This window comes from Streptomyces sp. KL109B, assembly GCF_030766935.1.
Taxonomy (GTDB): domain Bacteria; phylum Actinomycetota; class Actinomycetes; order Streptomycetales; family Streptomycetaceae; genus Streptomyces.
In genome coordinates this window covers 313,675-332,991 of sequence record NZ_JASERL010000010.1, presented here as the reverse complement: position 1 = coordinate 332,991, position 19,317 = coordinate 313,675, and the positions used below count along the sequence as shown (strand labels likewise).

19 protein-coding genes are annotated in these 19,317 nt (G+C 70.3%); 15 read left to right on the top strand and 4 right to left on the bottom strand.

Features of this window, described 5'->3' with window-relative positions; translation table 11 throughout:
* The first annotated feature begins 63 nt into the window (after positions 1–63).
* From RBJ65_RS30610 to RBJ65_RS30575, 8 genes are all read left to right on the top strand, one after another.
* Positions 64–714, top strand: coding sequence for an HAD family phosphatase (locus tag RBJ65_RS30610; protein ID WP_306323043.1), 651 nt, complete (start codon positions 64–66; stop codon positions 712–714).
* Between the two features lie 70 nt (positions 715–784).
* A complete protein-coding gene (locus RBJ65_RS30605) occupies positions 785–2,035 on the top strand; it encodes an MFS transporter (protein ID WP_306322959.1) in 1,251 nt (416 codons plus the stop codon).
* Positions 1,986–3,161, top strand: coding sequence for an acetoin utilization protein AcuC (locus tag RBJ65_RS30600; protein ID WP_306322960.1), 1,176 nt, complete (start codon positions 1,986–1,988; stop codon positions 3,159–3,161). Before RBJ65_RS30605 ends, RBJ65_RS30600 begins: the two co-directional genes overlap by 50 nt.
* A 103-nt stretch (positions 3,162–3,264) precedes the next feature.
* On the top strand, positions 3,265–4,080 hold the full coding sequence (locus RBJ65_RS30595; protein WP_306322961.1) for a phosphatase: 816 nt from the start codon (positions 3,265–3,267) through the stop codon (positions 4,078–4,080).
* Between the two features lie 129 nt (positions 4,081–4,209).
* Entirely contained in the window at positions 4,210–4,419 is a 210-nt protein-coding gene (locus RBJ65_RS30590) for a helix-turn-helix domain-containing protein (protein ID WP_266711274.1), read from the top strand.
* A 150-nt stretch (positions 4,420–4,569) separates the two neighbouring features.
* On the top strand, positions 4,570–4,668 hold the full coding sequence (locus tag RBJ65_RS30585) for a 30S ribosomal protein bS22 (RefSeq protein WP_003948845.1): 99 nt from the start codon (positions 4,570–4,572) through the stop codon (positions 4,666–4,668).
* A 258-nt stretch (positions 4,669–4,926) separates the two neighbouring features.
* On the top strand, positions 4,927–6,006 hold the full coding sequence (locus tag RBJ65_RS30580; protein ID WP_306322962.1) for an NAD-dependent epimerase/dehydratase family protein: 1,080 nt from the start codon (positions 4,927–4,929) through the stop codon (positions 6,004–6,006).
* 14 nt (positions 6,007–6,020) lie between these two features.
* On the top strand, positions 6,021–7,058 hold the full coding sequence (locus RBJ65_RS30575; protein ID WP_306322963.1) for a lysophospholipid acyltransferase family protein: 1,038 nt from the start codon (positions 6,021–6,023) through the stop codon (positions 7,056–7,058).
* A 28-nt stretch (positions 7,059–7,086) separates the two neighbouring features.
* Here the strand turns inward: RBJ65_RS30575 and RBJ65_RS30570 are convergent, their stop codons facing one another.
* From RBJ65_RS30570 to RBJ65_RS30560, 3 genes are all read right to left on the bottom strand, one after another.
* On the bottom strand, positions 7,087–8,307 hold the full coding sequence (locus tag RBJ65_RS30570) for a DUF5667 domain-containing protein (RefSeq protein WP_306322964.1): 1,221 nt from the start codon (positions 8,305–8,307) through the stop codon (positions 7,087–7,089).
* A 262-nt stretch (positions 8,308–8,569) separates the two neighbouring features.
* The gene (locus RBJ65_RS30565) at positions 8,570–9,373 is read right to left on the bottom strand and encodes an ECF subfamily RNA polymerase sigma factor, BldN family (RefSeq protein WP_306322965.1); all 804 of its coding nucleotides are present in this window, start codon (positions 9,371–9,373) and stop codon (positions 8,570–8,572) included.
* A 303-nt stretch (positions 9,374–9,676) separates the two neighbouring features.
* Positions 9,677–10,615, bottom strand: a complete 939-nt coding sequence (locus RBJ65_RS30560; RefSeq protein ID WP_306322966.1) for an HAD family phosphatase — start codon at positions 10,613–10,615, stop codon at positions 9,677–9,679.
* A gap of 106 nt (positions 10,616–10,721) precedes the next feature.
* Between RBJ65_RS30560 and RBJ65_RS30555 the strand changes: the two genes are divergently transcribed.
* The 7 genes from RBJ65_RS30555 to RBJ65_RS30525 all read left to right on the top strand — a co-directional run bounded on the left by RBJ65_RS30555 (position 10,722) and on the right by RBJ65_RS30525 (position 18,727).
* Positions 10,722–11,009 carry a glutaredoxin family protein gene (locus RBJ65_RS30555; protein WP_372341427.1) on the top strand — a complete coding sequence of 96 codons (288 nt, stop codon included), beginning with the start codon at positions 10,722–10,724 and terminating at the stop codon, positions 11,007–11,009.
* A 342-nt stretch (positions 11,010–11,351) separates the two neighbouring features.
* On the top strand, positions 11,352–12,164 hold the full coding sequence (locus RBJ65_RS30550; RefSeq protein ID WP_306322968.1) for a redox-sensing transcriptional repressor Rex: 813 nt from the start codon (positions 11,352–11,354) through the stop codon (positions 12,162–12,164).
* Positions 12,161–13,798, top strand: coding sequence for a glutamyl-tRNA reductase (locus RBJ65_RS30545; RefSeq protein WP_306322969.1), 1,638 nt, complete (start codon positions 12,161–12,163; stop codon positions 13,796–13,798). Before RBJ65_RS30550 ends, RBJ65_RS30545 begins: the two co-directional genes overlap by 4 nt.
* Positions 13,795–14,757 (top strand): hydroxymethylbilane synthase, encoded by a 963-nt coding sequence (hemC, locus tag RBJ65_RS30540; protein WP_306322970.1) that lies wholly within the window; start codon positions 13,795–13,797, stop codon positions 14,755–14,757. The genes RBJ65_RS30545 and hemC overlap by 4 nt, the downstream gene beginning before the upstream one ends.
* Complete coding sequence (locus tag RBJ65_RS30535) at positions 14,754–16,433, top strand: bifunctional uroporphyrinogen-III C-methyltransferase/uroporphyrinogen-III synthase (RefSeq protein WP_306322971.1); 1,680 nt, start codon at positions 14,754–14,756, stop codon at positions 16,431–16,433. Before hemC ends, RBJ65_RS30535 begins: the two co-directional genes overlap by 4 nt.
* Before the next feature lie 102 nt (positions 16,434–16,535).
* Positions 16,536–17,528, top strand: a complete 993-nt coding sequence (hemB, locus tag RBJ65_RS30530; RefSeq protein WP_306322972.1) for a porphobilinogen synthase — start codon at positions 16,536–16,538, stop codon at positions 17,526–17,528.
* Positions 17,529–17,545: 17 nt separating this feature from the next.
* Positions 17,546–18,727 (top strand): winged helix DNA-binding domain-containing protein, encoded by a 1,182-nt coding sequence (locus RBJ65_RS30525; protein ID WP_306322973.1) that lies wholly within the window; start codon positions 17,546–17,548, stop codon positions 18,725–18,727.
* 216 nt (positions 18,728–18,943) lie between these two features.
* Here the strand turns inward: RBJ65_RS30525 and RBJ65_RS30520 are convergent, their stop codons facing one another.
* Positions 18,944–19,132 carry a hypothetical protein gene (locus RBJ65_RS30520; protein WP_306322974.1) on the bottom strand — a complete coding sequence of 63 codons (189 nt, stop codon included), beginning with the start codon at positions 19,130–19,132 and terminating at the stop codon, positions 18,944–18,946.
* Positions 19,133–19,317: the final 185 nt, after the last annotated feature.

The following is a 19,317-nucleotide window of genomic DNA, read 5'->3' as shown; positions in this document are numbered from 1 at the left end:
AGAGAAAAGCCCGGACCGGGATACGGTCCGGGCTTTTCTGCGTTTAGGGTCGAAGGTATGGGTATGCGCTACGACCTCGTCATCTTCGACAACGACGGTGTGCTCGTCGACAGTGAGCCGATCTCCAATACGCTCCTGGCCGGCTATCTCACGGAGCTCGGACACCCGACCACGTACGAGGAATCCCTGCGGGACTACATGGGCGCCGCCATGCACCGCGTACACGATCTGGTTCTGGAGCGGACCGGGCAGCGGTTGCCCGAGGACTTCGACGACAGCTTTCATGCGCGGGTGTTCGCGGCGTTTCAGAGGGAGTTGGAGCCGGTCGACGGGGTCGGTGAAGTATTGGAGAGGCTGAGTGCGGACGGGGTTCCGTATTGCGTCGCGTCGTCCGGGAGTCACGAGCGGATTCGGGTCGGGCATCGGAAGACCGGGCTCGACAAGTGGTTCGGGGACGAGCGGATTTTCAGTTCGCAGGATGTGGGGCGGGGGAAGCCGGCGCCGGATCTGTTTCTGTACGCCGCGGAGCGGATGGGGGTGGCGCCGGAACGGTGTGTGGTCGTCGAGGACAGTCCGCTCGGGGTGCAGGCGGCCGTCGCCGCGGGGATGGATGTGTACGGGTTCACGGCGATGACGCCGGCCGAGCGGCTTGCCGGGGCTGGGGCCGATGAACTCTTCGACGACATGCGGGAGTTGCCGCGGCTGCTGGGCTGAGGTCACGGTCGGCCCATGGTTTTGTGATCCATCTACCAACGGGTAAGGACGCGGCCTACGCTGTGCCGCCATGACCGATGGCAAGGGCAATGGCAAGGGCAGTGGCGCGTTGCGGTGGGGGCGCGGGGCCCTGGGGTTCAGTTTCTTCGCGCAGGGGGCCGCGTTCGCGTTGCTCGTGACGCGGATACCCGCGATTCAGGACCAGTACGGGATATCCGACGCGCTGCTGCCCGTGTTCCTGGCGGCGGTTCCGGTGCTGGCCGGGGTCGGCAGCGTAGGCACCGAGCAGTTGGTGAAGAGGGTGCGGCCCAGTCGGGTGCTGCGGTGGTCGCAGCCCGTCGTGCTGCTGGCGTTGCTCGGGGTCGGGGCCGGGGACGACGTGGCCGAAGTCGCCGTCGCGCTCGCCGCGTTCGGGCTTTCGGTGGGGGCGCTCGACGCCTCGATGAACATGCTCGGGGTCAGCCTCCAGCGGGCGTACGGGCGGAGCATCATGCTCGGGTTCCACGCCGCGTACAGCCTCGGGGGGATCGTCGGGGCCTCGCTGGCGTGGGTCGGGGCGCACTGGGATCTGACGCTGTTCGTGCTGTATCTGCCGGTGGCGTGCGTGCTGTTGCCGCTGTGTCTCCTGGGGAGCCGGTGGTACGTGGACGGGCGGGCGAGTGGCCAGGTGGCGGCGGAGGAGGAGGTTGCCGGGGATGGTGGCCAGGTCGTCTTCAAGGTGTTGTTGCCGCTGTGCCTGGTGATGTCGTTCGCGTACATCGGGGATTCGACGGTCTCCAATTGGAGCGCCAAGTATTTGCAGGATGTGCTGGGGAGTTCGGAGCAGCTGTCGACCGTCCCGTACAACGTCTACATGGTGATGACGCTGGTGGGGCGGGCCGTCGGGGATGTGGGGGTGCGGAGGTTCGGGGCCGTGGCGGTGGTGCGGCTGGGGACTGTGGTGGCCGCTGGTGGGTTCGGTGTGGTGGCTGTGGCGCCGGGGGCGTGGGTGGGGATGCTCGGGTTTACGTTGCTGGGGCTCGGGTTGTGCGTGATCGTGCCGCAGACGTTCGCCGCGGCGGGGAGACTGTTTCCGGGGGCGTCGGATGCGGCGGTGGCGCGGCTCAATATCTTCAACTACGTCGGGTTTCTGGTGGGTTCGCCGCTTGTGGGGGCGTTGGGGGATGCCTGGAGTTATCGCGGGGCGATGCTGGTGCCGATGGCGTTGGTGCTGGTGACGCTCGTGTACGCCCCTTCCTTCGGGGAGCGGGGGGACCGATACGGTGGCGGGCATGAGCGGCCGCGCGCAATTGATGTGGGACCCGGCGGTAACGGGGTATGACTTCGGGCCCGGGCATCCGATGGATCCGGTCAGGCTGGAGCTGACGCGAAGCCTTGTGGATGCCTTCGGGCTCGACCGGGACGTGGACGTCGTCGCGGCGAGGGCGGCCGGGGAGTCGACGCTGCGGCTCGTGCACCGCGAGGACTACGTGGAGGCCGTGAAGGCCGCGTCGGTCGATCCGGCGGGGGCCGACCAGGCGTACGGGCTCGGGACCATGGACGACCCCGCCTTCGCCGGGATGCACGAGGTGTCCGCGCTGATCGCCGGGCAGTCGGTGGGGGCGGCGGAGAGCGTGTGGCGGGGGGACGCGCTGCACGCGGTGAACTTCGCGGGTGGGTTGCACCATGCGATGCCGGGGGCGGCGGCCGGGTTCTGTGTGTACAACGACGCGGCGCTGGCGATCGCGCGGTTGCTGGAGCTGGGCGTCGAGCGGGTCGTGTACGTGGATGTGGATGTGCACCACGGGGACGGGGTGCAGGCCGCGTTCTGGGAGGACCCGCGGGTTCTGACGATTTCGTTGCACGAGCATCCGCGGACGTTGTTTCCGCAGACCGGGTGGCCGGAGGAGACCGGGGCCGATGGGGCCGCGGAGGGCACGGCGGTGAATGTGGCGTTGCCGGCGGGGACCGGGGACGCGGGGTGGTTGCGGGCGTTGCACGCGGTGGTGCCGGAGTTGTTGGCGGAGTTCCGGCCGCAGGTGTTGGTGACGCAGCACGGGGCGGATACGCACTTCGAGGATCCGCTCGCGCATCTGGCGGTTTCGCTGGATGCGCAGCGGGCGGTGCAGGTGGCGTGTCATGAGTGGGCGCACGAGTACGCGGACGGGAAGTGGGTCGCGCTCGGTGGGGGTGGGTACGCGGTGGTGGATGTGGTGCCGCGGTCGTGGACGCATCTGGTGGGGATCGCGGCGGGGCGGGAGATCGCGCCGGAGACGGTGATTCCTGACGGGTGGCGGCAGGAAGTGTTCGCGCGGACGCGGGAGTTGGCTCCGCGGCGGATGACGGATGGGCGGTGGCCCGTGGCGTATCGGGAGTGGGAGGCCGGGTACGACCCGGCGGACCGGCTCGACCAGGCGGTTCTGGCTACGCGGAAGGCGGCGTATCCCCTGCGGGGGCTGTTGCCGTGAGGGGTGCGGTGATTGAGCAGTGGGGAGGGGGGCGTTACTCCGACTGTGGGGTGTTTCGGGGAAAGGGGGGTGGGGGGCGGGGCAATGCAGCAACATCGCAAGGGTGTTGAGCGTCGGCGCCCTGCGCGCGCACCTGTTGGCGGCTCGGCTTGCCGGGCCCGTGGCGACCTCCCGTGAGGAGAGTCTGCGGAGTTACCGCCTGTTTGAGGCGCGGGACCCGAGGGTGATGCTCGGGCTCGACCCCGAGTGGGTGTGGGGGCACCGGGACTTGCTGGCGCTGATGGCGGACAAGTGTGGGGTTTCCCGGGACCCGGAGCTCCGGACGGGGCACGATGTCATCGATCCGGAACGGACGTTGGCCGCGCTGGACGCGTTTGCGGAGCGCCTCGGAAGGGCTGCGGAATGCCGTTCCCCGGTGCTGTTCGGGACGGGACATCCGCACCGACTGCTCGGTTTCTACGCCGCGTTGGCCGATGCCCTGTCGGCGGTCGGCTGCCCCGTCCTCACCCCCGCGCAGGGCCGCAGTGTCGACATAACGACCCGGTTCGGCCTACGCACGTACAACCTCGACTACGACCGAGGAGTCGCGCTGGTGCGCGAACCGGGCGCGTACCCGGTGGGTGGTGAGACCGGCGCACACACCCACTCACCGCTCCCGGTTCGGCTGGCGCTCGGGGCTCTTTCGGAGGCCGGCGGGCCGCTTCCCGAGTTGGTCGTCGGGGACCACGGATGGGTCTGCGGTGCAGGTCAGTTGGGGTTCGACGCCATCGGTCTGGCCGATACGGACGATCCCGCCCTGTTCGTCGGTGAGGCCGAGGGGCAGGTGTCCGTCGTCGTTCCACTTGATGACGCTGTGCGGTCTGATTACTACCGACCGCTTACTCGCTATGTACTCAATCGAGCGTGTCTGTCACAGTAGGCGGCCGATCGCTGCTCCTCTTCCCCACTCGCATCACCCGCCTCTACATTGGGGAGTGAGCACGCAACGACGTTGAGTCACCGGAAGGGGAAGCCGGTGGCCGTCGAGTGCGGAAGGTTCAGGTGTGTCATGGCTGCTGACCAGAGGCCTCTATCCGAGGTGGCGTTCCTGACCGTGGCGGAGGTCGCCGCGGTGATGCGTGTATCGAAGATGACCGTGTACCGCTTGGTGCACAGCGGTCATCTGCCCGCGATCCGGGTGGGGAGGTCCTTCCGAGTCCCGGAGAACGCGGTCCACGAGTACCTCCGCGACTCTTATGTGGGGGTGGACGCCGGCTGATCCACAGGATCCTGCGGACCTCGATTTCTGCTCGGCGCTCGGGGCGGGGTAGGCTAGCCCCTCGTAGGTCGTGTGGGCCCCAATGCAGCCCCGCACCGAGTGATTGTCCCCGCGAAGCGGGGGTTGTCCGAGAAGTGAGCGAGGGTAGTCGTGGGCTCTGTAATCAAGAAGCGGCGTAAGCGGATGGCGAAGAAGAAGCACCGCAAGCTGCTGAAGCGCACGCGTGTGCAGCGTCGCAACAAGAAGTAAGCGACCGCTGCTGAAAAGCGCGCCTTGTGGCCCTCTCACCGTCCGGTGGGAGGGCCACATTGCGTTGCGAGCGAGGGAGCGTGGGCGCGTCCCTTGAGCAGGCAAATGTTCACTTCGGAACCTTCCGTTACCTGCTCGTGTGGCCGTCGTCACTTCCTGCATCGAGCAGTCATCACAGCGCAACATCGAACCGCTAACGTGGCCCGCAGTCAGTGATTGCGGAGCGCGGCGGGCTGGGACGGAAGGTAGGCGCTGATCTTGGGCAAGGTCGTGCTCGTGACCGGGGTGGCCCGGCAGCTCGGGGGCCGGTTCGTACGCAGGATTCAGCGTGACCCCGAGGTGGACCGGGTCATCGGGGTGGACGCGGTGCCGCCCGCGCACCATCTTGGCGGCGCGGATTTCCTCCAGGCCGACATTCGGCAACCGACGATCGCGCGGGTGCTCGCCGAGTACGCCGTGGACACCGTCGTGCACATGGACGTGACCGGGACCCCGCTGGCCAGCGGCGGCCGGGGCGCGGTCAAGGAGACCAACGTCATCGGCACGATGCAGCTGCTCGGCGCCTGCCAGAAGGCGCCGCAGGTGAAGCGCCTCGTGGTGAAGTCCAGTACGAACGTCTACGGCTCCGCGCCGCGCGACCCCGCCGTCTTCACCGAGACGACGCCGCCGAAGTCGCTGCCGAGCGGCGGCTTCGCCAAGGACACCGTCGAGGTCGAGGGGTATGTGCGCGGGTTCGCCCGGCGCCGCCCGGATGTCGCGGTGTGTGTGCTGCGCTTCGCCAACATCCTTGGTCCTACGGCCGATTCGCCGCTCGCCGAGTATTTCTCGCTGCCGGTCCTGCCGACCGTGTTCGGCTACGACCCGCGGCTGCAGTTCGTGCACGAGGACGACGTGATCGAGGTGCTGCGGATCGCCTCGCACGAGCCGGCCAGGGGAACGTTGAACAGCGGCACGTTCAATATCGCGGGGGATGGAGTGCTGCTGCTTTCGCAGTGCTCGAGGCGGCTCGGCCGGCCGACCGTCCCGTTCCTGCTTCCCGCCGTGACCTGGGTCGGCGGCGCGCTGCGCACGCTGGGCGCGACGGACTTCTCGCCCGAGCAGATCCGGCTGCTCACGCACGGGCGGGTGGTGTCGACGGCCCAGATGCGCGACACCCTGGGCTTCGCCCCCAGATACACGACCGCGGAGGCCTTCGCGGAGTTCGTACGCGGCCGGGGCCCGGGGCTGCTGCCGCCGCAGGCCCTCGCGGGGGCCGTGGACCGGATCGCCGCGCTGCCGTTCCTGAACAGCGGCCGTGCCCGCACACCCAGCCACCCCCCGACGCAGAGCGCCAACTGAGGAGCGCATCAACGATGGCGGACGCCAAGGTCATTCCGTTCGACGACGACAGGTCGCGAGGGGCGGCGGGGAAGGGCGCGGGACGCCGCGGGCGCGGCGCGCGACGCAAGGGCGAGCCCGGGGCCGTACGGGAGGTGCGGCCGCTGCAGGCGCCGCAGCCCGAACCCGAGGCAGAGCCCGAGCCGGAGGAGCGGTCCGAGGAGCCGCGGCGCGGCGGCTGGGACCGGAAGATCGCGGGTGGGCTCGCGTTTCTGCGGCGGCGGATCACCGGGGACTACGACGTCGACGAGTTCGGCTACGACGAGGAGCTCACCGACCAGGTCCTGATGTCGCTGCTGCGCCCGGTCGCGGAGAACTACTTCCGGGTCGAGGTGAAGGGCATCGAGAACATCCCGGCCGAGGGCGGGGCCCTGATCGTCTCCAACCACTCGGGGACGCTGCCGCTTGACGGCCTGATGATGCAGGTCGCCGTGCACGACAACCATCCGTCGGGCCGCCATCTGCGGCTCCTGGCCGCCGACTTGGTGTTCATGCTGCCGGTGGTCAACGAGCTGGCCCGGAAGGCCGGGCACACGCTGGCCTGCGCGGAGGACGCGCAGCGTCTCCTCGAGGGCGGGGAGCTGGTCGGCGTGATGCCGGAGGGTTTCAAGGGCGTCGGCAAGCCGTTCAGCGAGCGGTACAAGTTGCAGCGCTTCGGCCGCGGCGGCTTTGTGTCGACCGCGCTGCGCGCCGGGACGCCGATCGTGCCGTGCTCGATCGTCGGGGCGGAGGAGATCTACCCGATGGTCGGCAACGCCAAGACGCTGGCGCGCCTCCTGGGCTTCCCGTACTTCCCGATCACGCCTACGTTCCCGTGGCTGGGGCCGCTGGGCGCGGTGCCGCTGCCCACGAAGTGGACGATCCAGTTCGGCGAGCCGATCCCGACGGACGGCTACCCGCCGGAGGCGGCGGAGGACCCGATGCTGATGTTCAACCTGACGGACCAGGTCAGGGAACAGATCCAGCACACGCTCTACAAGTTGCTGGTGCAGCGGCGGTCGGTGTTCTTCTGAGCGCCGCCGCACCGGCTTCCGTGGCTGGCTACTCGGCGTCCTCGCCGTCGATGCCGAGGCCCGGCAACAGGCCCGGCAGTAGCGGCGGCACCGTCACGTCCGGCTTGGGGGAGCCCGTGCCGGTGTTGGAGTCGGGGGCGTCGTCCGAGGGACTCGGGGTCGTCGTGTCCTTCGGGGGGTCGAGGAGGCCGCCGGTGTTCTCGCCGAGCAGGCCCTCCTCGTCCTTGCCGCTGTCGGACGTGGACGGCTTCGGCTTCGTCGACGTGGCGCCGTCGTCGTGGCCCGGGGCGCCGGAGGGCGTGGAGCGGCCGGTGCTCGGGGTCCCCGGCGACGTACCGCCCTGGCTGCTGTCGGGGTTCGCCGCGTCGTCCTTGTCCGGGGTCTTCGGGAGCAGGGAGCGCAGCGGGCCCACTTCGTCGTCTATGGCGTCGAAGACCGAGCTCACCTGGTCCCGTACGTCACCGAGCTGGACCGGGAGGCGGTCGCTCAGAGCCGTCCAGCTCTGCCGGTGCGAGTCGGAGAACGCGGACAGGGCCTGGATCGGGCCGAGCGAGCCGTCGCGCTTGTACGCGTCGCTGAGCAGCTTGTGGCCCTCGGAGGCGTCGTACTGCACTCCGGAGAGCACGCGCCTGACCTCGCCCACGGACTCGTGGTCGAGCTGGCCCGTGCGGCCGCGCTCCATGAGGCGGCGCGCCTCGCTCAGCCGTGTCGACGCCTGGTCCAGGTAGGCCCGGCCCTTGTCGGAGTCGCTGTTGGCCATGCCCAGCTTGAAGTCCTCCATGCCGCGCTTGAGGCCGTAGAGGTGGTCACCGGGCAGCGCGTCGGACGAGGCGGCGGCCACGCCGCTGAACGCGCCCGCGGCCACTCCGACCGTGAGCCCGCCCGCCGCGATGCCCTTGGTGAGCCGGGAGCGGGGCCGCAGCTTGCGCAGCGGGCTCGCCCGGTGGGCGCCCTTGCCCTGACGCTGCTTCGGTACGGAGGCGCCCGCGCCGCCCTCCTGGACCATGGCTTCCATGGCGGCGACGAGCTGCGCCCGCTGCGTCACCTTCACCTCGGGGTCGAGCTCCGGCTTCGGCAGCTCGCCGAGGGCCGCGGCGAGGGCCGTGAGGCCGCTCTCCTCGGTCGCCGGCGCTGCCTGCGCCGCCGGTGCTTCTTCCGCTTGCTGGGCCGCCGGGTCCTGGTCGGACTGGTCCTCCAGAGCCTGGGCGAAGGCGTTCGCCCGCCGGTGTGCCGATACGTTCGCGATCACTGGCGGCACCTCCTCTCACTCATGACGGTCGACTCCCCAGGGGGTCCTGGGGTTGCACCCCCGAACCCAGATGCACTCCAACGAGTGAGTGCGTCCCGGTCGGGAGTGACCACAGGGAGCCTGCATCCCGCACAACGAGCGGCTCGGCACTTCGGTTACGCGTGAAAGATGATCCGAGCGCGATCCCATCTCACCTTCACCGTAGGTGAGTTGGGGACTGCGGGCAGTGACGGCGGTCGGGCCGAAGAAGGGGCGGGTGGGGTCAGCGGGCGTCGTCCGGCAGGAGGCGCGCGAGGGTGCGCACGGCCCGGTACTGGAGGGTCTTGATCGCGCCCTCGTTCTTGTTCATGGCGCGGGCGGTCTCGGCGACGGACAGGCCCTGGAGGAAGCGCAGTGTGACGCACTCCTGCTGCTGCGGGTTCAGTCGGCGCACGGCGTCGAGCAGGGCGGCGTTCGAGAGCGACTCCAGGACCGAGTCCTCGGGCGAGCGCTCCACCTCGTTCGCATCGAGCATTTCGCCCGTGGTCACTTCGAGGCGGAAGCGGCTCGACTTGAAGTGGTCGGCGACCAGATTGCGCGCGATCGTGACCAGCCAGGCGCCGAAGTCGCGGCCCTGCCAGGTGAACGTGCCGATGCGGCGCAGCGCGCGCAGGAAGGTCTCGCTGGTGAGGTCCTCCGCGGTCGCCTTCCCGCCGACGCGGTAATAGATGTAGCGGTACACGGTGTCGCTGTACTGGTCGTAGAGCCGGCCGAACGCGTCGGCCTCGCCGTCCTGGGCGCGCTCGACCAGATCCATCATGCGGGCGCTGTCGCTGTCGGCAGCGGGCCTGCGAGCAGTGGACGTACCCGACGCACCGGCGGAGCCGGAGCGCGCGCGTCTGCCGACTGTGGCGGCCGTCGAATCGGCCATGGCGAAACATGGCGAGGCAGGGGCGGGCGCGGCCGCTGCCGCGGCGGCGAGGGCGGGGACGGCGTGCGCGGTGGGGACGAAACCGCGCAGGCGGTCCACGACCGTAGCGTGCAGCGTAGCCAGGCCCGAGGCGTCAACCCCGACGTGTGGGTACACGGGACTCCCAGAGGCAGAGCTTTCATCACGTGCAGTACGGGACCGTTCACCCGTCGTGCTGACGCGTGGGTACCGGTTTGCGTCTGAGGAGAATAACGCTTCGTGCAGGGAGCACTACACCCAGTTGCTCAAATCGTCGATTACGTCACTTCTGTAGTCGTACGGCGATGGTTCAAGTACCAGAGAGTGACCGTTTGTTGATCGAATACGTTCACATTCCGTGTCTGGGTGTGACGTGTTGTGGCCGAGTGGTACCAACGGGACTGGCGGGAGCCGGGCGCGGGTAAGCCCGTCAGAATGTCGTCAGCGACGGCGCCGGTGCAGCGCGATCGCCGCGGCCGTGCCGCCCGCGACCGCTCCGACACCGGCCGCTGCCGGGAGCCCGACCTTCGCGGCCTTGCGGCCCGTGCGGTAGTCCCGCAGCCGCCAGTCCCGCTCGCGCGCGTACTTGCGAAGCTTCGTATCGGGGTTGATCGCGTACGGGTGCCCGACGAGGGAGAGCATCGGGATGTCGTTGTGCGAGTCGCTGTACGCGGCGCAGCGGCCGAGCTCCAGGCCCTCGGCGGAGGCCAACGCCCGTACGGCTTCCGCCTTCGCGGGGCCGTGCAGCGGTTCGCCGACGAGCCGGCCGGTGTAGACGCCGCCGATGGACTCGGCGACCGTGCCGAGGGCGCCGGTCAGGCCGAGGCGGCGGGCGATCACCGTGGCGATCTCCACGGGGGCCGCGGTGACCAGCCAGACCTTCTGGCCCGCGTCCAGGTGGGCCTGGGCGAGGGCGCGGGTGCCGGGCCAGATCCGCTCGGCCAGGTACTCGTCGTAGATCTCCTCGCCGATGGACATCAGCTCGGCGACGCGGTGGCCCTTCACGATGGACAGGGCGCTGTTCTGGGCGTCCTGCATGTGCTCGGGGTCCTCGACCCCCGCGAGCCTGAACCAGGCCTGCTGCCAGGCGAATCGGGTCAGTTCGCGGCGCTCGAAGAACTTCCGCTTGTAGAGGCCGCGGCCGAAGTGGAAGATCGCCGCGCCCTGCATGACGGTGTTGTCGAGGTCGAAGAAGGCGGCGGCCTTGTCGTCGCCCGCGACCGGGAACTCCGGTTCCTGTACGTCCTCGTCGGCCGGCGGAGCCTGCTCCTCCAGCTCCTGGGAGGACTTGCGGGCGGCCTCGGCCGAAGCCTCGCCTGCCAGCACGCTCCGCGCGGTGGCGGAGCGCCTACGGGGTGTGAGCCATCCGAGAGCGGCCATGTGGCGAGCATAGCCAGTTTGTTCGGGGCACCGGGGTCGCGCGGGTTTCGGGAGTCTGTCGGCGTGTGAAATCTCGGCGTCGGAATGGGGCGGCCGTGGGGCGAGAATGGCCGGTATGAGTCCCATTTTTCGTACGCGCGAGAAGAAGGATCCCAGTGAGCGGATCGTCACGTTGATCGGGAAGCCGGGCTGCCATCTGTGCGACGACGCGCAGGTCGTGATCGAGAAGGTCTGCGCCGAGGTGGGCGCGGACTGGGAGAAGAAGGACATCACCGAGGACAAGGAGTTGTACCGCAAGTACTGGGAGCAGATCCCGGTCGTTCTCGTCGACGGCGCGCAGCACGACTTCTGGCGGGTGCAGGAGGAGCGGCTGCGGCGTGCGCTCACGCGGTGACGGGCGGTGTGCGAAGCGTTCATAGCGGTCGCACAAGTCACTGACCGAGGAGTCCAACTGATCCCAAAAGTCGCTTAGGATCGGGGGCGGTTTTGGTCTCGGGGGCGTGGATCGACGCAACGTTGAGGAGAGTGTGCCGTTTTGGCCCCCACAGGTGAGCAACGACGCTACCTGCGCTCCGGTTCCAGGATTGCGCGTGGGGCGTGCGTGAGCCCGGTCACGTTGGCCGGGCAAATCGGACACCATCTTTGTGCACGCGTTCACAAAGACATAGCCTGCATTCGACGGGGCGGTCGAGTAGCAGGGTGCCGCCCACAGCCCCGCTCTACCCGCAGGAGCACCGTGGCAACTGGCCGAACTCACCGACCGGCGACCCGCAGCCGAGGGATTCCCGAGGCCACCGTCGCCAGGCTTCCGCTGTACCTCCGAGCCCTCACCGCACTGTCGGAGCGCTCGGTGCCCACGGTCTCCTCCGAGGAACTGGCGGCCGCCGCGGGGGTCAACTCCGCGAAGCTGCGCAAGGACTTCTCGTACCTCGGCTCCTACGGGACGCGTGGTGTGGGCTACGACGTCGAGTACCTCGTCTACCAGATCTCACGCGAGCTGGGCCTGACGCAGGACTGGCCGATCGTGATGGTCGGTATCGGTAACCTCGGTGCGGCGCTTGCCAATTACGGTGGTTTCGCCTCCCGCGGCTTCCGCGTCGCGGCGCTGATCGACGCCGATCCGGCGATGACCGGGAAGTCCGTCGCGGGCATGGCCGTGCAGCACGCCGACGACCTCGAGAAGATCATCGACGACAACGGCGTGTCCATCGGCGTCATCGCGACCCCGGCCGGCGCCGCGCAGCAGGTCTGCGACCGGCTCGTCGCCGCCGGTGTCACCTCCATCCTGAACTTCGCGCCGACCGTCCTTTCCGTCCCGGACGGTGTCGACGTGCGCAAGGTCGACCTCTCCATCGAGCTGCAGATCCTCGCGTTCCACGAGCAGCGCAAGGCCGGCGAGGCCCCCATCGACGGGGCCGACGGCGCCGAGGGCGCGGTCGGTGTCGAGGGCCCGGCCGCCAAGGTCACCAAGCCCGCCCCCGGCTCCGAGAAGAACAACGACGACCGCAAGGGACCCGACGGGGACGTGCCCGCCGTGATGCCGGCATGAGCCTCCTCGTCGTAGGTCTGAGCCACCGCAGCGCCCCCGTCAGCGTCCTGGAGCGCGCCGCGCTGAACGCGGACACCCAGGCCAAGCTCCTCCAGGACACCCTCGCCGCCGAACCGGCCGCCGAGGCCGCCGTCCTCGCCACCTGCAACCGCATCGAGCTGTACGCGGACGTGGACAAGTTCCACGCCGGTGTCGCCGAGCTGTCGACGCTGCTCGCCCAGCACAGCGGCGTGGGTCTCGAAGAGCTCACCCCTTATCTGTACGTGCACTACGAGGACCGGGCGGTGCACCACCTGTTCTCGGTGGCGTGCGGGCTCGACTCGATGGTGGTCGGCGAGGGCCAGATCCTCGGCCAGATCAAGGACACGCTCGCGCGGGCGCAGGAGCTGCACTCCGCGGGCAAGCTCCTCAACGACCTCTTCCAGCAGGCGCTTCGGGTCGGCAAGCGCGCCCACTCGGAGACCGGGATCGACCGCGCGGGCCAGTCGCTCGTCACGTTCGGGCTCGAACAGCTCGCCGCCGGGCAGCCGGTGGACGTCTGGGCGCGGGGCAAGCGGGCGCTGGTCATCGGCGCCGGTTCGATGTCCTCGCTGGCCGCGGCCACCCTCGCGCGCGCCGGAGTCGCCGAAGTCGTCGTCGCCAACCGGACGTTGGAGCGCGCGCACCGGCTCGTAGAGATCTTGGGAGAGGCGGGCACGGACGCCCGCGCCGTCCCGATGGACACCGTCGCCGACGAGCTGACACGTGCCGACGTCGCCATCTCCTGCACCGGCGCGACCGGACTCGTACTCACTGGTGAGGCGGTACGTTCCGCCGTCGCCGGACGCACGCCGACCGCGGGCGCCGAGGTGCCCGCCGCGCAGGCCCCCGCCTCCGGCAGGGCGGCCGCCGACAGCCGTCCCGTGGAGACGGCGCGCGGTGGCTTCTCCGTCGAGGGCGAGGCCGCGGTCGCCGGGTTCGACGCCGCCGCCCTCGAACAGCACGGCGCCTGGGTCGACAACGCCCCGCGCGAGCAGGTCCGCCCGGTCCAGGCCTCCGAGGCCGCGACCATCGCCGCGCTCGCCGTCGCCGGACGGGTCCCGGAGATGCGCCGCGAGCGCGCCCCCGAGCCCGTACGACAGGTGGCGCTCGCCCTGCTCGACCTGGCGATGCCGCGCGATGTCGACGCGGCCGCGCACCGCATCGACGGGGTCCGCCTCGTCGACATCGAGTCGCTCGCCGACGCCTCCGCCGACGCGCCGATGGCCGCCGACGTCGACCTGGTGCGGTCCATCGTGGCCGACGAGGTCGCCGCGTTCGGCGCCGCGCAGCGGGCCGCGCACATCACGCCGACCGTCGTCGCGCTGCGCACGATGGCCGCGGACGTGGTGGCCAGCGAGATCGCCCGGCTCGACGGCAGGCTGCCGGGGCTCGACGAGAAGCAGCGCGCGGAGATCACCCAGACCGTGCGGCGCGTGGTGGACAAGCTGCTGCACGCGCCGACCGTACGGGTCAAGCAGTTGGCCGCCGAGCCCGGCGGCGCCGGGTACGCGGACGCCCTGCGGACCCTGTTCGACCTGGACCAGGAGACGGTCGCCGCCGTTTCCCGGGCCACCCCCCACGAAGCAGAAGGCAAGAATCGAGGCCCGGCATGACCGCCGAGAAAGCCCTGAGGCTGGGCACCAGGCGCAGCAAGCTGGCCATGGCCCAGTCCGGGCATGTGGCCGAAGCCGTACGACAGTTGACCGGCCGCGAGGTCGAGCTCGTGGAGATCACCACGTACGGTGACACGTCCCGCGAGCACCTCGCGCAGATCGGCGGCACCGGAGTCTTCGTCACCGCGCTGCGCGACGCGCTCGCCAAGGGCGAGGTCGACTTCGCGGTGCACTCCCTGAAGGACCTGCCGACCGCGCTCCCCGACGACCTGGTGATCGCCGCCATGCCGGTGCGCGAGGACCCCCGGGACGTGCTGATCGCGCGCGACGGACTGAAGTTCACCGATCTGCCCGAGGGTGCCCGCGTCGGCACCGGTTCGCCGCGCCGCATGGCGCAGTTGAACGCGTACGCGCGCAGCCACGGCATCCGGATCGAGACCGTGCCGATCCGTGGGAACATCGACACCCGGATCGGTTTCGTCGAGAAGGGCGAGCTGGACGGCGTGGTCCTCGCGGCCGCCGGGCTCAGCCGCACCGGTCGCAGCGAGGAAGTCACCGAGTTCCTCTCGACCGACATGATTCTGCCCGCCCCCGGCCAGGGGGCACTGGCTGTCGAGTGTGCCGCTGGGAACAGCGAACTCGTCGCCGCGCTCGCCGAGATGGACGACCCGTTCACACGGGCCGCCGTGACCGCCGAGCGGTCCCTGCTCGCCGCCCTGGAGGCCGGCTGCAGCGCACCTGTGGGTGCACTGGCCGACCTGCTGGTCGACGGGCAGATTGTCAAGGAAATGCGCCTGCGCGGCGTCGTCGGCTCGACCGACGGCTCCGAGCTGGTGCAGCTGTCCACCACCGGTCCCGTGCCCTCGTCGGACGACGAGGCGCTGGCGCTCGGGCGGGAACTCGCCGCCGAGATGCTGGCCAAGGGCGCGGCCGGTCTGATGGGGGAGCGAGCACTTTGAGCCCCACCACCGCTGTATCGACCGCCTGTGCACCTGGGCACGTCACCTTCCTGGGTGCGGGTCCCGGCGACCCGGGACTGCTGACCCTCAGGGCCGTGGAGGCCCTGACCCGAGCGGATGTGCTGATCGCCGAGCCCGAAGTGCTCGACGTCGTGCGGACGCACGCCAAGGCCGGCGTGACCGTCCTCGACGCCACGGGTTCCTCCGAGCAGACCTCGACCCCTGACGGTGCGTCAACTGCCGTCGCGGTCCCGGCTCTGAGGGACTGGGCCAATCTTGTCATGCAGGCCGCGCGGGGCGGCAAGCGGGTCGTGCGTGCGGTCTCCGGGGACCCCGGCCTCGACACGTACGCGGCCGAGGAGATGCTCGCCTGCGCGTCCGAGGGCATCACCTTCGAGGTCGTGCCCGGCATCGCGGCGGCCGTGGGCGTGCCCGCGTACGCCGGTGTGCCGCTCCGCGACGAGCAGGGCGCCGACGTCCGCTTCGTCGACGCGGCCACCGCGTCCGAGCGGTGCTGGACCGAGGTCGGCGCGTCCGACGGCACGATCGTCGTGTCGACGACGCTCGACGCGGTGGGCGCCGCGGCCGGCGAACTGGTGGCGGCGGGCCGCAAGCCCGACACCCCGCTGTCGGTGACGATCGCCGGTACGACGACGCGCCAGAAGACGTGGACGGCGACGCTCGGCACGATCGCGCAGACCCTGAAGCAGGCGAAGGTGCTGCCGTCGCCGGAGGGCAACCGCCCGGTCATAGCCGTGGTCGGTGAGCGCAGCGCGGCCGCCCAGCGCGACCAGCTGTCCTGGTTCGAGTCGAAGCCGCTGTTCGGCTGGCGGGTGCTCGTCCCCAGGACGAAGGAGCAGGCGGCGTCGCTCTCCGACCAGTTGAGCTCGTACGGCGCGGTGCCGCACGAGGTTCCGACGATCGCCGTCGAGCCGCCGCGTACGCCGCAGCAGATGGAGCGCGCGGTGAAGGGGCTCGTGACCGGTCGTTACGAGTGGATCGCCTTTACGTCCGTGAACGCGGTCAAGGCCGTGCGCGAGAAGTTCGAGGAGTACGGGCTCGACGCCCGTGCCTTCGCCGGGATCAAGGTCGCGGCGGTGGGCGAGCAGACGGCTCAGGCGCTGATCGCGTTCGGCGTGAAGCCGGATCTCGTGCCGAGCGGTGAGCAGAGCGCCGCCGGGCTGCTTGAGGACTGGCCGCCGTACGACCCCGTGTTTGATCCCATCGACCGGGTGTTCCTGCCGCGCGCCGACATCGCGACGGAGACGCTGGTCGCCGGGCTCATCGAGCTGGGCTGGGAGGTCGACGACGTCACGGCGTACCGGACCGTGCGCGCCTCGCCGCCGCCGGCCGAGACGCGTGAGGCGATCAAGGGTGGCGGTTTCGACGCCGTGCTCTTCACGTCGTCGAGCACGGTGCGGAATCTGGTGGGTATCGCCGGCAAGCCGCACAACGTGACCGTGATCGCGTGCATCGGTCCGGCCACGGCGAAGACCGCCGAGGAGCACGGGCTGCGGGTCGACGTCATGGCGCCCGAGCCCTCGGTGCTGAAGCTGGCCGCCGCGCTCGCCGACTTCGGGGCGAAGCGCAGGGTCGCCGCCATCGAGGCGGGGGACCCGGTGACGCGGCCGAGCGAGCGGCGTCCGGGGTCGCGGCGCAGGCGCGCGGCTCCGTAAGGAAGAGTGGGGGCGGGCATGTTCGGGCTTTCGGGCCCGGGTGCCCGCCCTTCTGGTTTTACGGGTTTCACGGGTTCCACGTAGGTAGAGGTGACAGGTTCAGTGACTCGGTACGGCTCTTTCCCCGGTTCGCGGCCCCGGCGGCTGCGGACGACTCCCACCATGCGGCGCATGGTCGCCGAGACGCGGCTGCATCCGGCCGACCTGATCCTGCCCGCGTTCGTGCGCGAGGGCATCGACGCCCCGGTGGAGATCGGCGCCATGCCCGGCGTCTACCAGCACACCCGTGACTCCCTGAAGAAGGCCGCGGCGGAGGCCGTCGAGGCGGGCGTCTCCGGGATCATGCTGTTCGGTGTGCCGCTGGAGGAGAAGAAGGACGGGCGGGGCACCGTCGGTACGGACTCCGACGGCATCCTCCAGGTCGCGCTGCGGGACGTACGCGCGGAGGTCGGCGACGACCTGATCGTCATGTCCGACCTGTGCCTGGACGAGTTCACGGACCACGGCCACTGCGGCGTACTCGACGAGCAGGGCCGCGTGGACAACGACGCGACCCTTGAGCGGTACGCGGAGATGGCGCAGGTGCAGGCGGACGCGGGCGCGCACGTCGTCGGCCCGAGCGGCATGATGGACGGTCAGATCGGCGTCGTACGCGACGCGTTGGACCAGATCGGGCGGGAGGACGTGGCGGTCCTCGCGTACGCCGTGAAGTATTCGTCGGCGTTCTTCGGGCCGTTCCGTGAGGCCGTCGGGTCTTCGCTGCGGGGGGACCGCAAGACGTACCAGCAGGACCCGGCCAACGCCCGTGAGTCCCTGCGGGAGTTGGCGCTCGACCTCGAAGAGGGCGCCGACATGGTGATGGTGAAGCCGGCGGGGCCGTACCTCGACATCCTGGCGAAGGTGGCCGAGGTGTCCGACGTGCCGGTGTCGGCGTACCAGATCAGTGGCGAGTACGCGATGATCGAGGGTGCGGCGCAGCGCGGTTGGATCGACCGGGATCCGGCGATCATGGAGGCGTTGCTCGGGATCAAGCGGGCGGGCGCGAACCAGATTCTTACGTACTGGGCCACGGAGGTCGCGCGGAAGCTGCGCTGAGCCGGGAGAATTCCGGCATGACCTCGGACTCGATCTCGGTCTCCGCGCGGGGCCTCAACAGGGCGACTCTGGCGCGGCAGTTGCTGCTTGAGCGGGAGGGCGTCGGGGCCGAGGAGGCATTACGGCGGGTTGTCGCGCTTCAGGCGCAGCAGCCCGCTTCGCCGTATGTGGCGCTGTGGAACCGGGTGGCGGGGTTCGAGGCGGCGGACCTGGACGCGGTGTTCGGCGGATTCCGTGCCGTGAAGTCGACGCTGATGCGGATCACGCTGCACGCGGTGCACGTCGACGACTACCGGGACTTCCGGGCGGCGGTGGAGCCGACGGTGCGGGGCGCGCGGCTGGGGGACCCACGGTTTCGGGCGTCGGGCTTGGTGGCGGACGACGCGGACGGTCTGCTGCCGGATTTGCTGCGGGTGGCCGAACTGCCGCGTACGGCGCGGGAGTTGGGGGAGTGGTTCGCCGGGCGGGTCGGCCCGGAAGGGGAGAAGCTGGTGACCGCGGCCCGCATGCTGCGGCAGTACGCGCCGCTGTGGCACGCGCCGGTGGCGGGCTCGCCGTGGGCGTACGCGTCGGACAAGCGGCAGTTGTTCGTGGCGGCGGAGCGGGGGCGGCGGCCGGAGTTGCGGGATCCGGAGGCGGTGGCGGAGGGCCTACGGGGGCTGGTGCGGCGGTACTTGGCGGGGTTCGGTCCGGCGTCGGTCGCGGACGTCGCGCAGTTCGCCCTCGTGCAGAAGGGGCGGGTGCGGGAGGCGCTCGCGGGCTGCGGGGAACTGGTGCGGTTGAGCGGGCCGGGCGGTGAGGTGCTGTACGACGTGCCGGGCGGGGCGCTGCCCGATGCGGGTGTGGCGGCGCCGCCGAGGTTGTTGGGCATGTGGGACAGCGTGCTGCTGGCGTACGCGGACCGGGGGCGGGTGCTGCCCGCGGAGTACCGCAAGCACGTGACGCGGGTGAACGGGGACGTGTTGGCGACGGTGCTTGTGGACGGGTATGTGGCCGGGGTGTGGCGGCTGTTGGCGGACGGGTCCGTCGAGGTGGGGGCGTTTCGGCCGTTGCCGGAGCGGGTGTGGGAGGGAGTGGAGCGGGAGGCGTGGGGTGTGGCCCGGTTGCTGGCGGGGCGGGATCCCGGGGCGTACCGGCGCTATGACCACTGGTGGGTGAAGGGGTTGCCGGTGGTGGAGGCGAGGGTTTTGGGCGGGTAGGCGGGGTTGCGGTCGCGGGGCTCTGCCCCGGGCCCCGCTGCTCAAGCGCCGCAGGGGCTTGAAAGGCTCACCCGCCGCAGGGGCTTGAAAGGGTCACCCGCCGCAGGGGCTTGAAAGGCTCAATCGCCGCAGGGGCTTGGAAGGCTGGGGGAATGGTTCGGCCGCGGCGGTTCCCCCTCCGGTCCGCCGCGGCCGATGTCCCCCGTCAGGGGTGGTTCAGGTGGTTTCGCCTGAGGCGTGGTTGTCGAGGGGCTTGATTTCTTCGCCGGAGGCGTGGTTGTCGAGGGTGGTGATGCCGCCGCCCGACGCGTGGTTGTCCTGCGTCGTCACGGTGGTGTCCTCGACGTCGGACGCGTGGTTGTCCTGGGGGCGGATGTCCCCGTCGTTGTTCGTGGCGTCGCTCATGCCGATCAACTCCCCTGTTTTTGGTGGTGCGTACGGTTGGAGCGGCGCCCGGCCAGCGACTCCCCCGAGGGTCGCAGGACGGGCGCCTCGAGGCCGTCACCCTAATGGGGAGGCCTCGCGCACAATCCGTCTGCCCCCCGACGCGACGGATCGGTATGGGTAAGAGTGCCGAGCGGTGATAAACG

Coding starts and splice junctions, on each gene's coding strand:
- RBJ65_RS30610 (WP_306323043.1), top strand. CDS start 64: ATGCGCTACGACCTCGTCATCTTCGACAACGACGGTGTGCTCGTCGAC.
- RBJ65_RS30605 (WP_306322959.1), top strand. CDS start 785: ATGACCGATGGCAAGGGCAATGGCAAGGGCAGTGGCGCGTTGCGGTGG.
- RBJ65_RS30600 (WP_306322960.1), top strand. CDS start 1,986: ATGAGCGGCCGCGCGCAATTGATGTGGGACCCGGCGGTAACGGGGTAT.
- RBJ65_RS30590 (WP_266711274.1), top strand. CDS start 4,210: ATGGCTGCTGACCAGAGGCCTCTATCCGAGGTGGCGTTCCTGACCGTG.
- RBJ65_RS30575 (WP_306322963.1), top strand. CDS start 6,021: ATGGCGGACGCCAAGGTCATTCCGTTCGACGACGACAGGTCGCGAGGG.
- RBJ65_RS30560 (WP_306322966.1), bottom strand. CDS start 10,615: ATGGCCGCTCTCGGATGGCTCACACCCCGTAGGCGCTCCGCCACCGCG.
- RBJ65_RS30555 (WP_372341427.1), top strand. CDS start 10,722: ATGGCCGGTATGAGTCCCATTTTTCGTACGCGCGAGAAGAAGGATCCC.
- RBJ65_RS30545 (WP_306322969.1), top strand. CDS start 12,161: ATGAGCCTCCTCGTCGTAGGTCTGAGCCACCGCAGCGCCCCCGTCAGC.
- hemC (WP_306322970.1), top strand. CDS start 13,795: ATGACCGCCGAGAAAGCCCTGAGGCTGGGCACCAGGCGCAGCAAGCTG.
- RBJ65_RS30525 (WP_306322973.1), top strand. CDS start 17,546: ATGACCTCGGACTCGATCTCGGTCTCCGCGCGGGGCCTCAACAGGGCG.
- RBJ65_RS30520 (WP_306322974.1), bottom strand. CDS start 19,132: ATGAGCGACGCCACGAACAACGACGGGGACATCCGCCCCCAGGACAAC.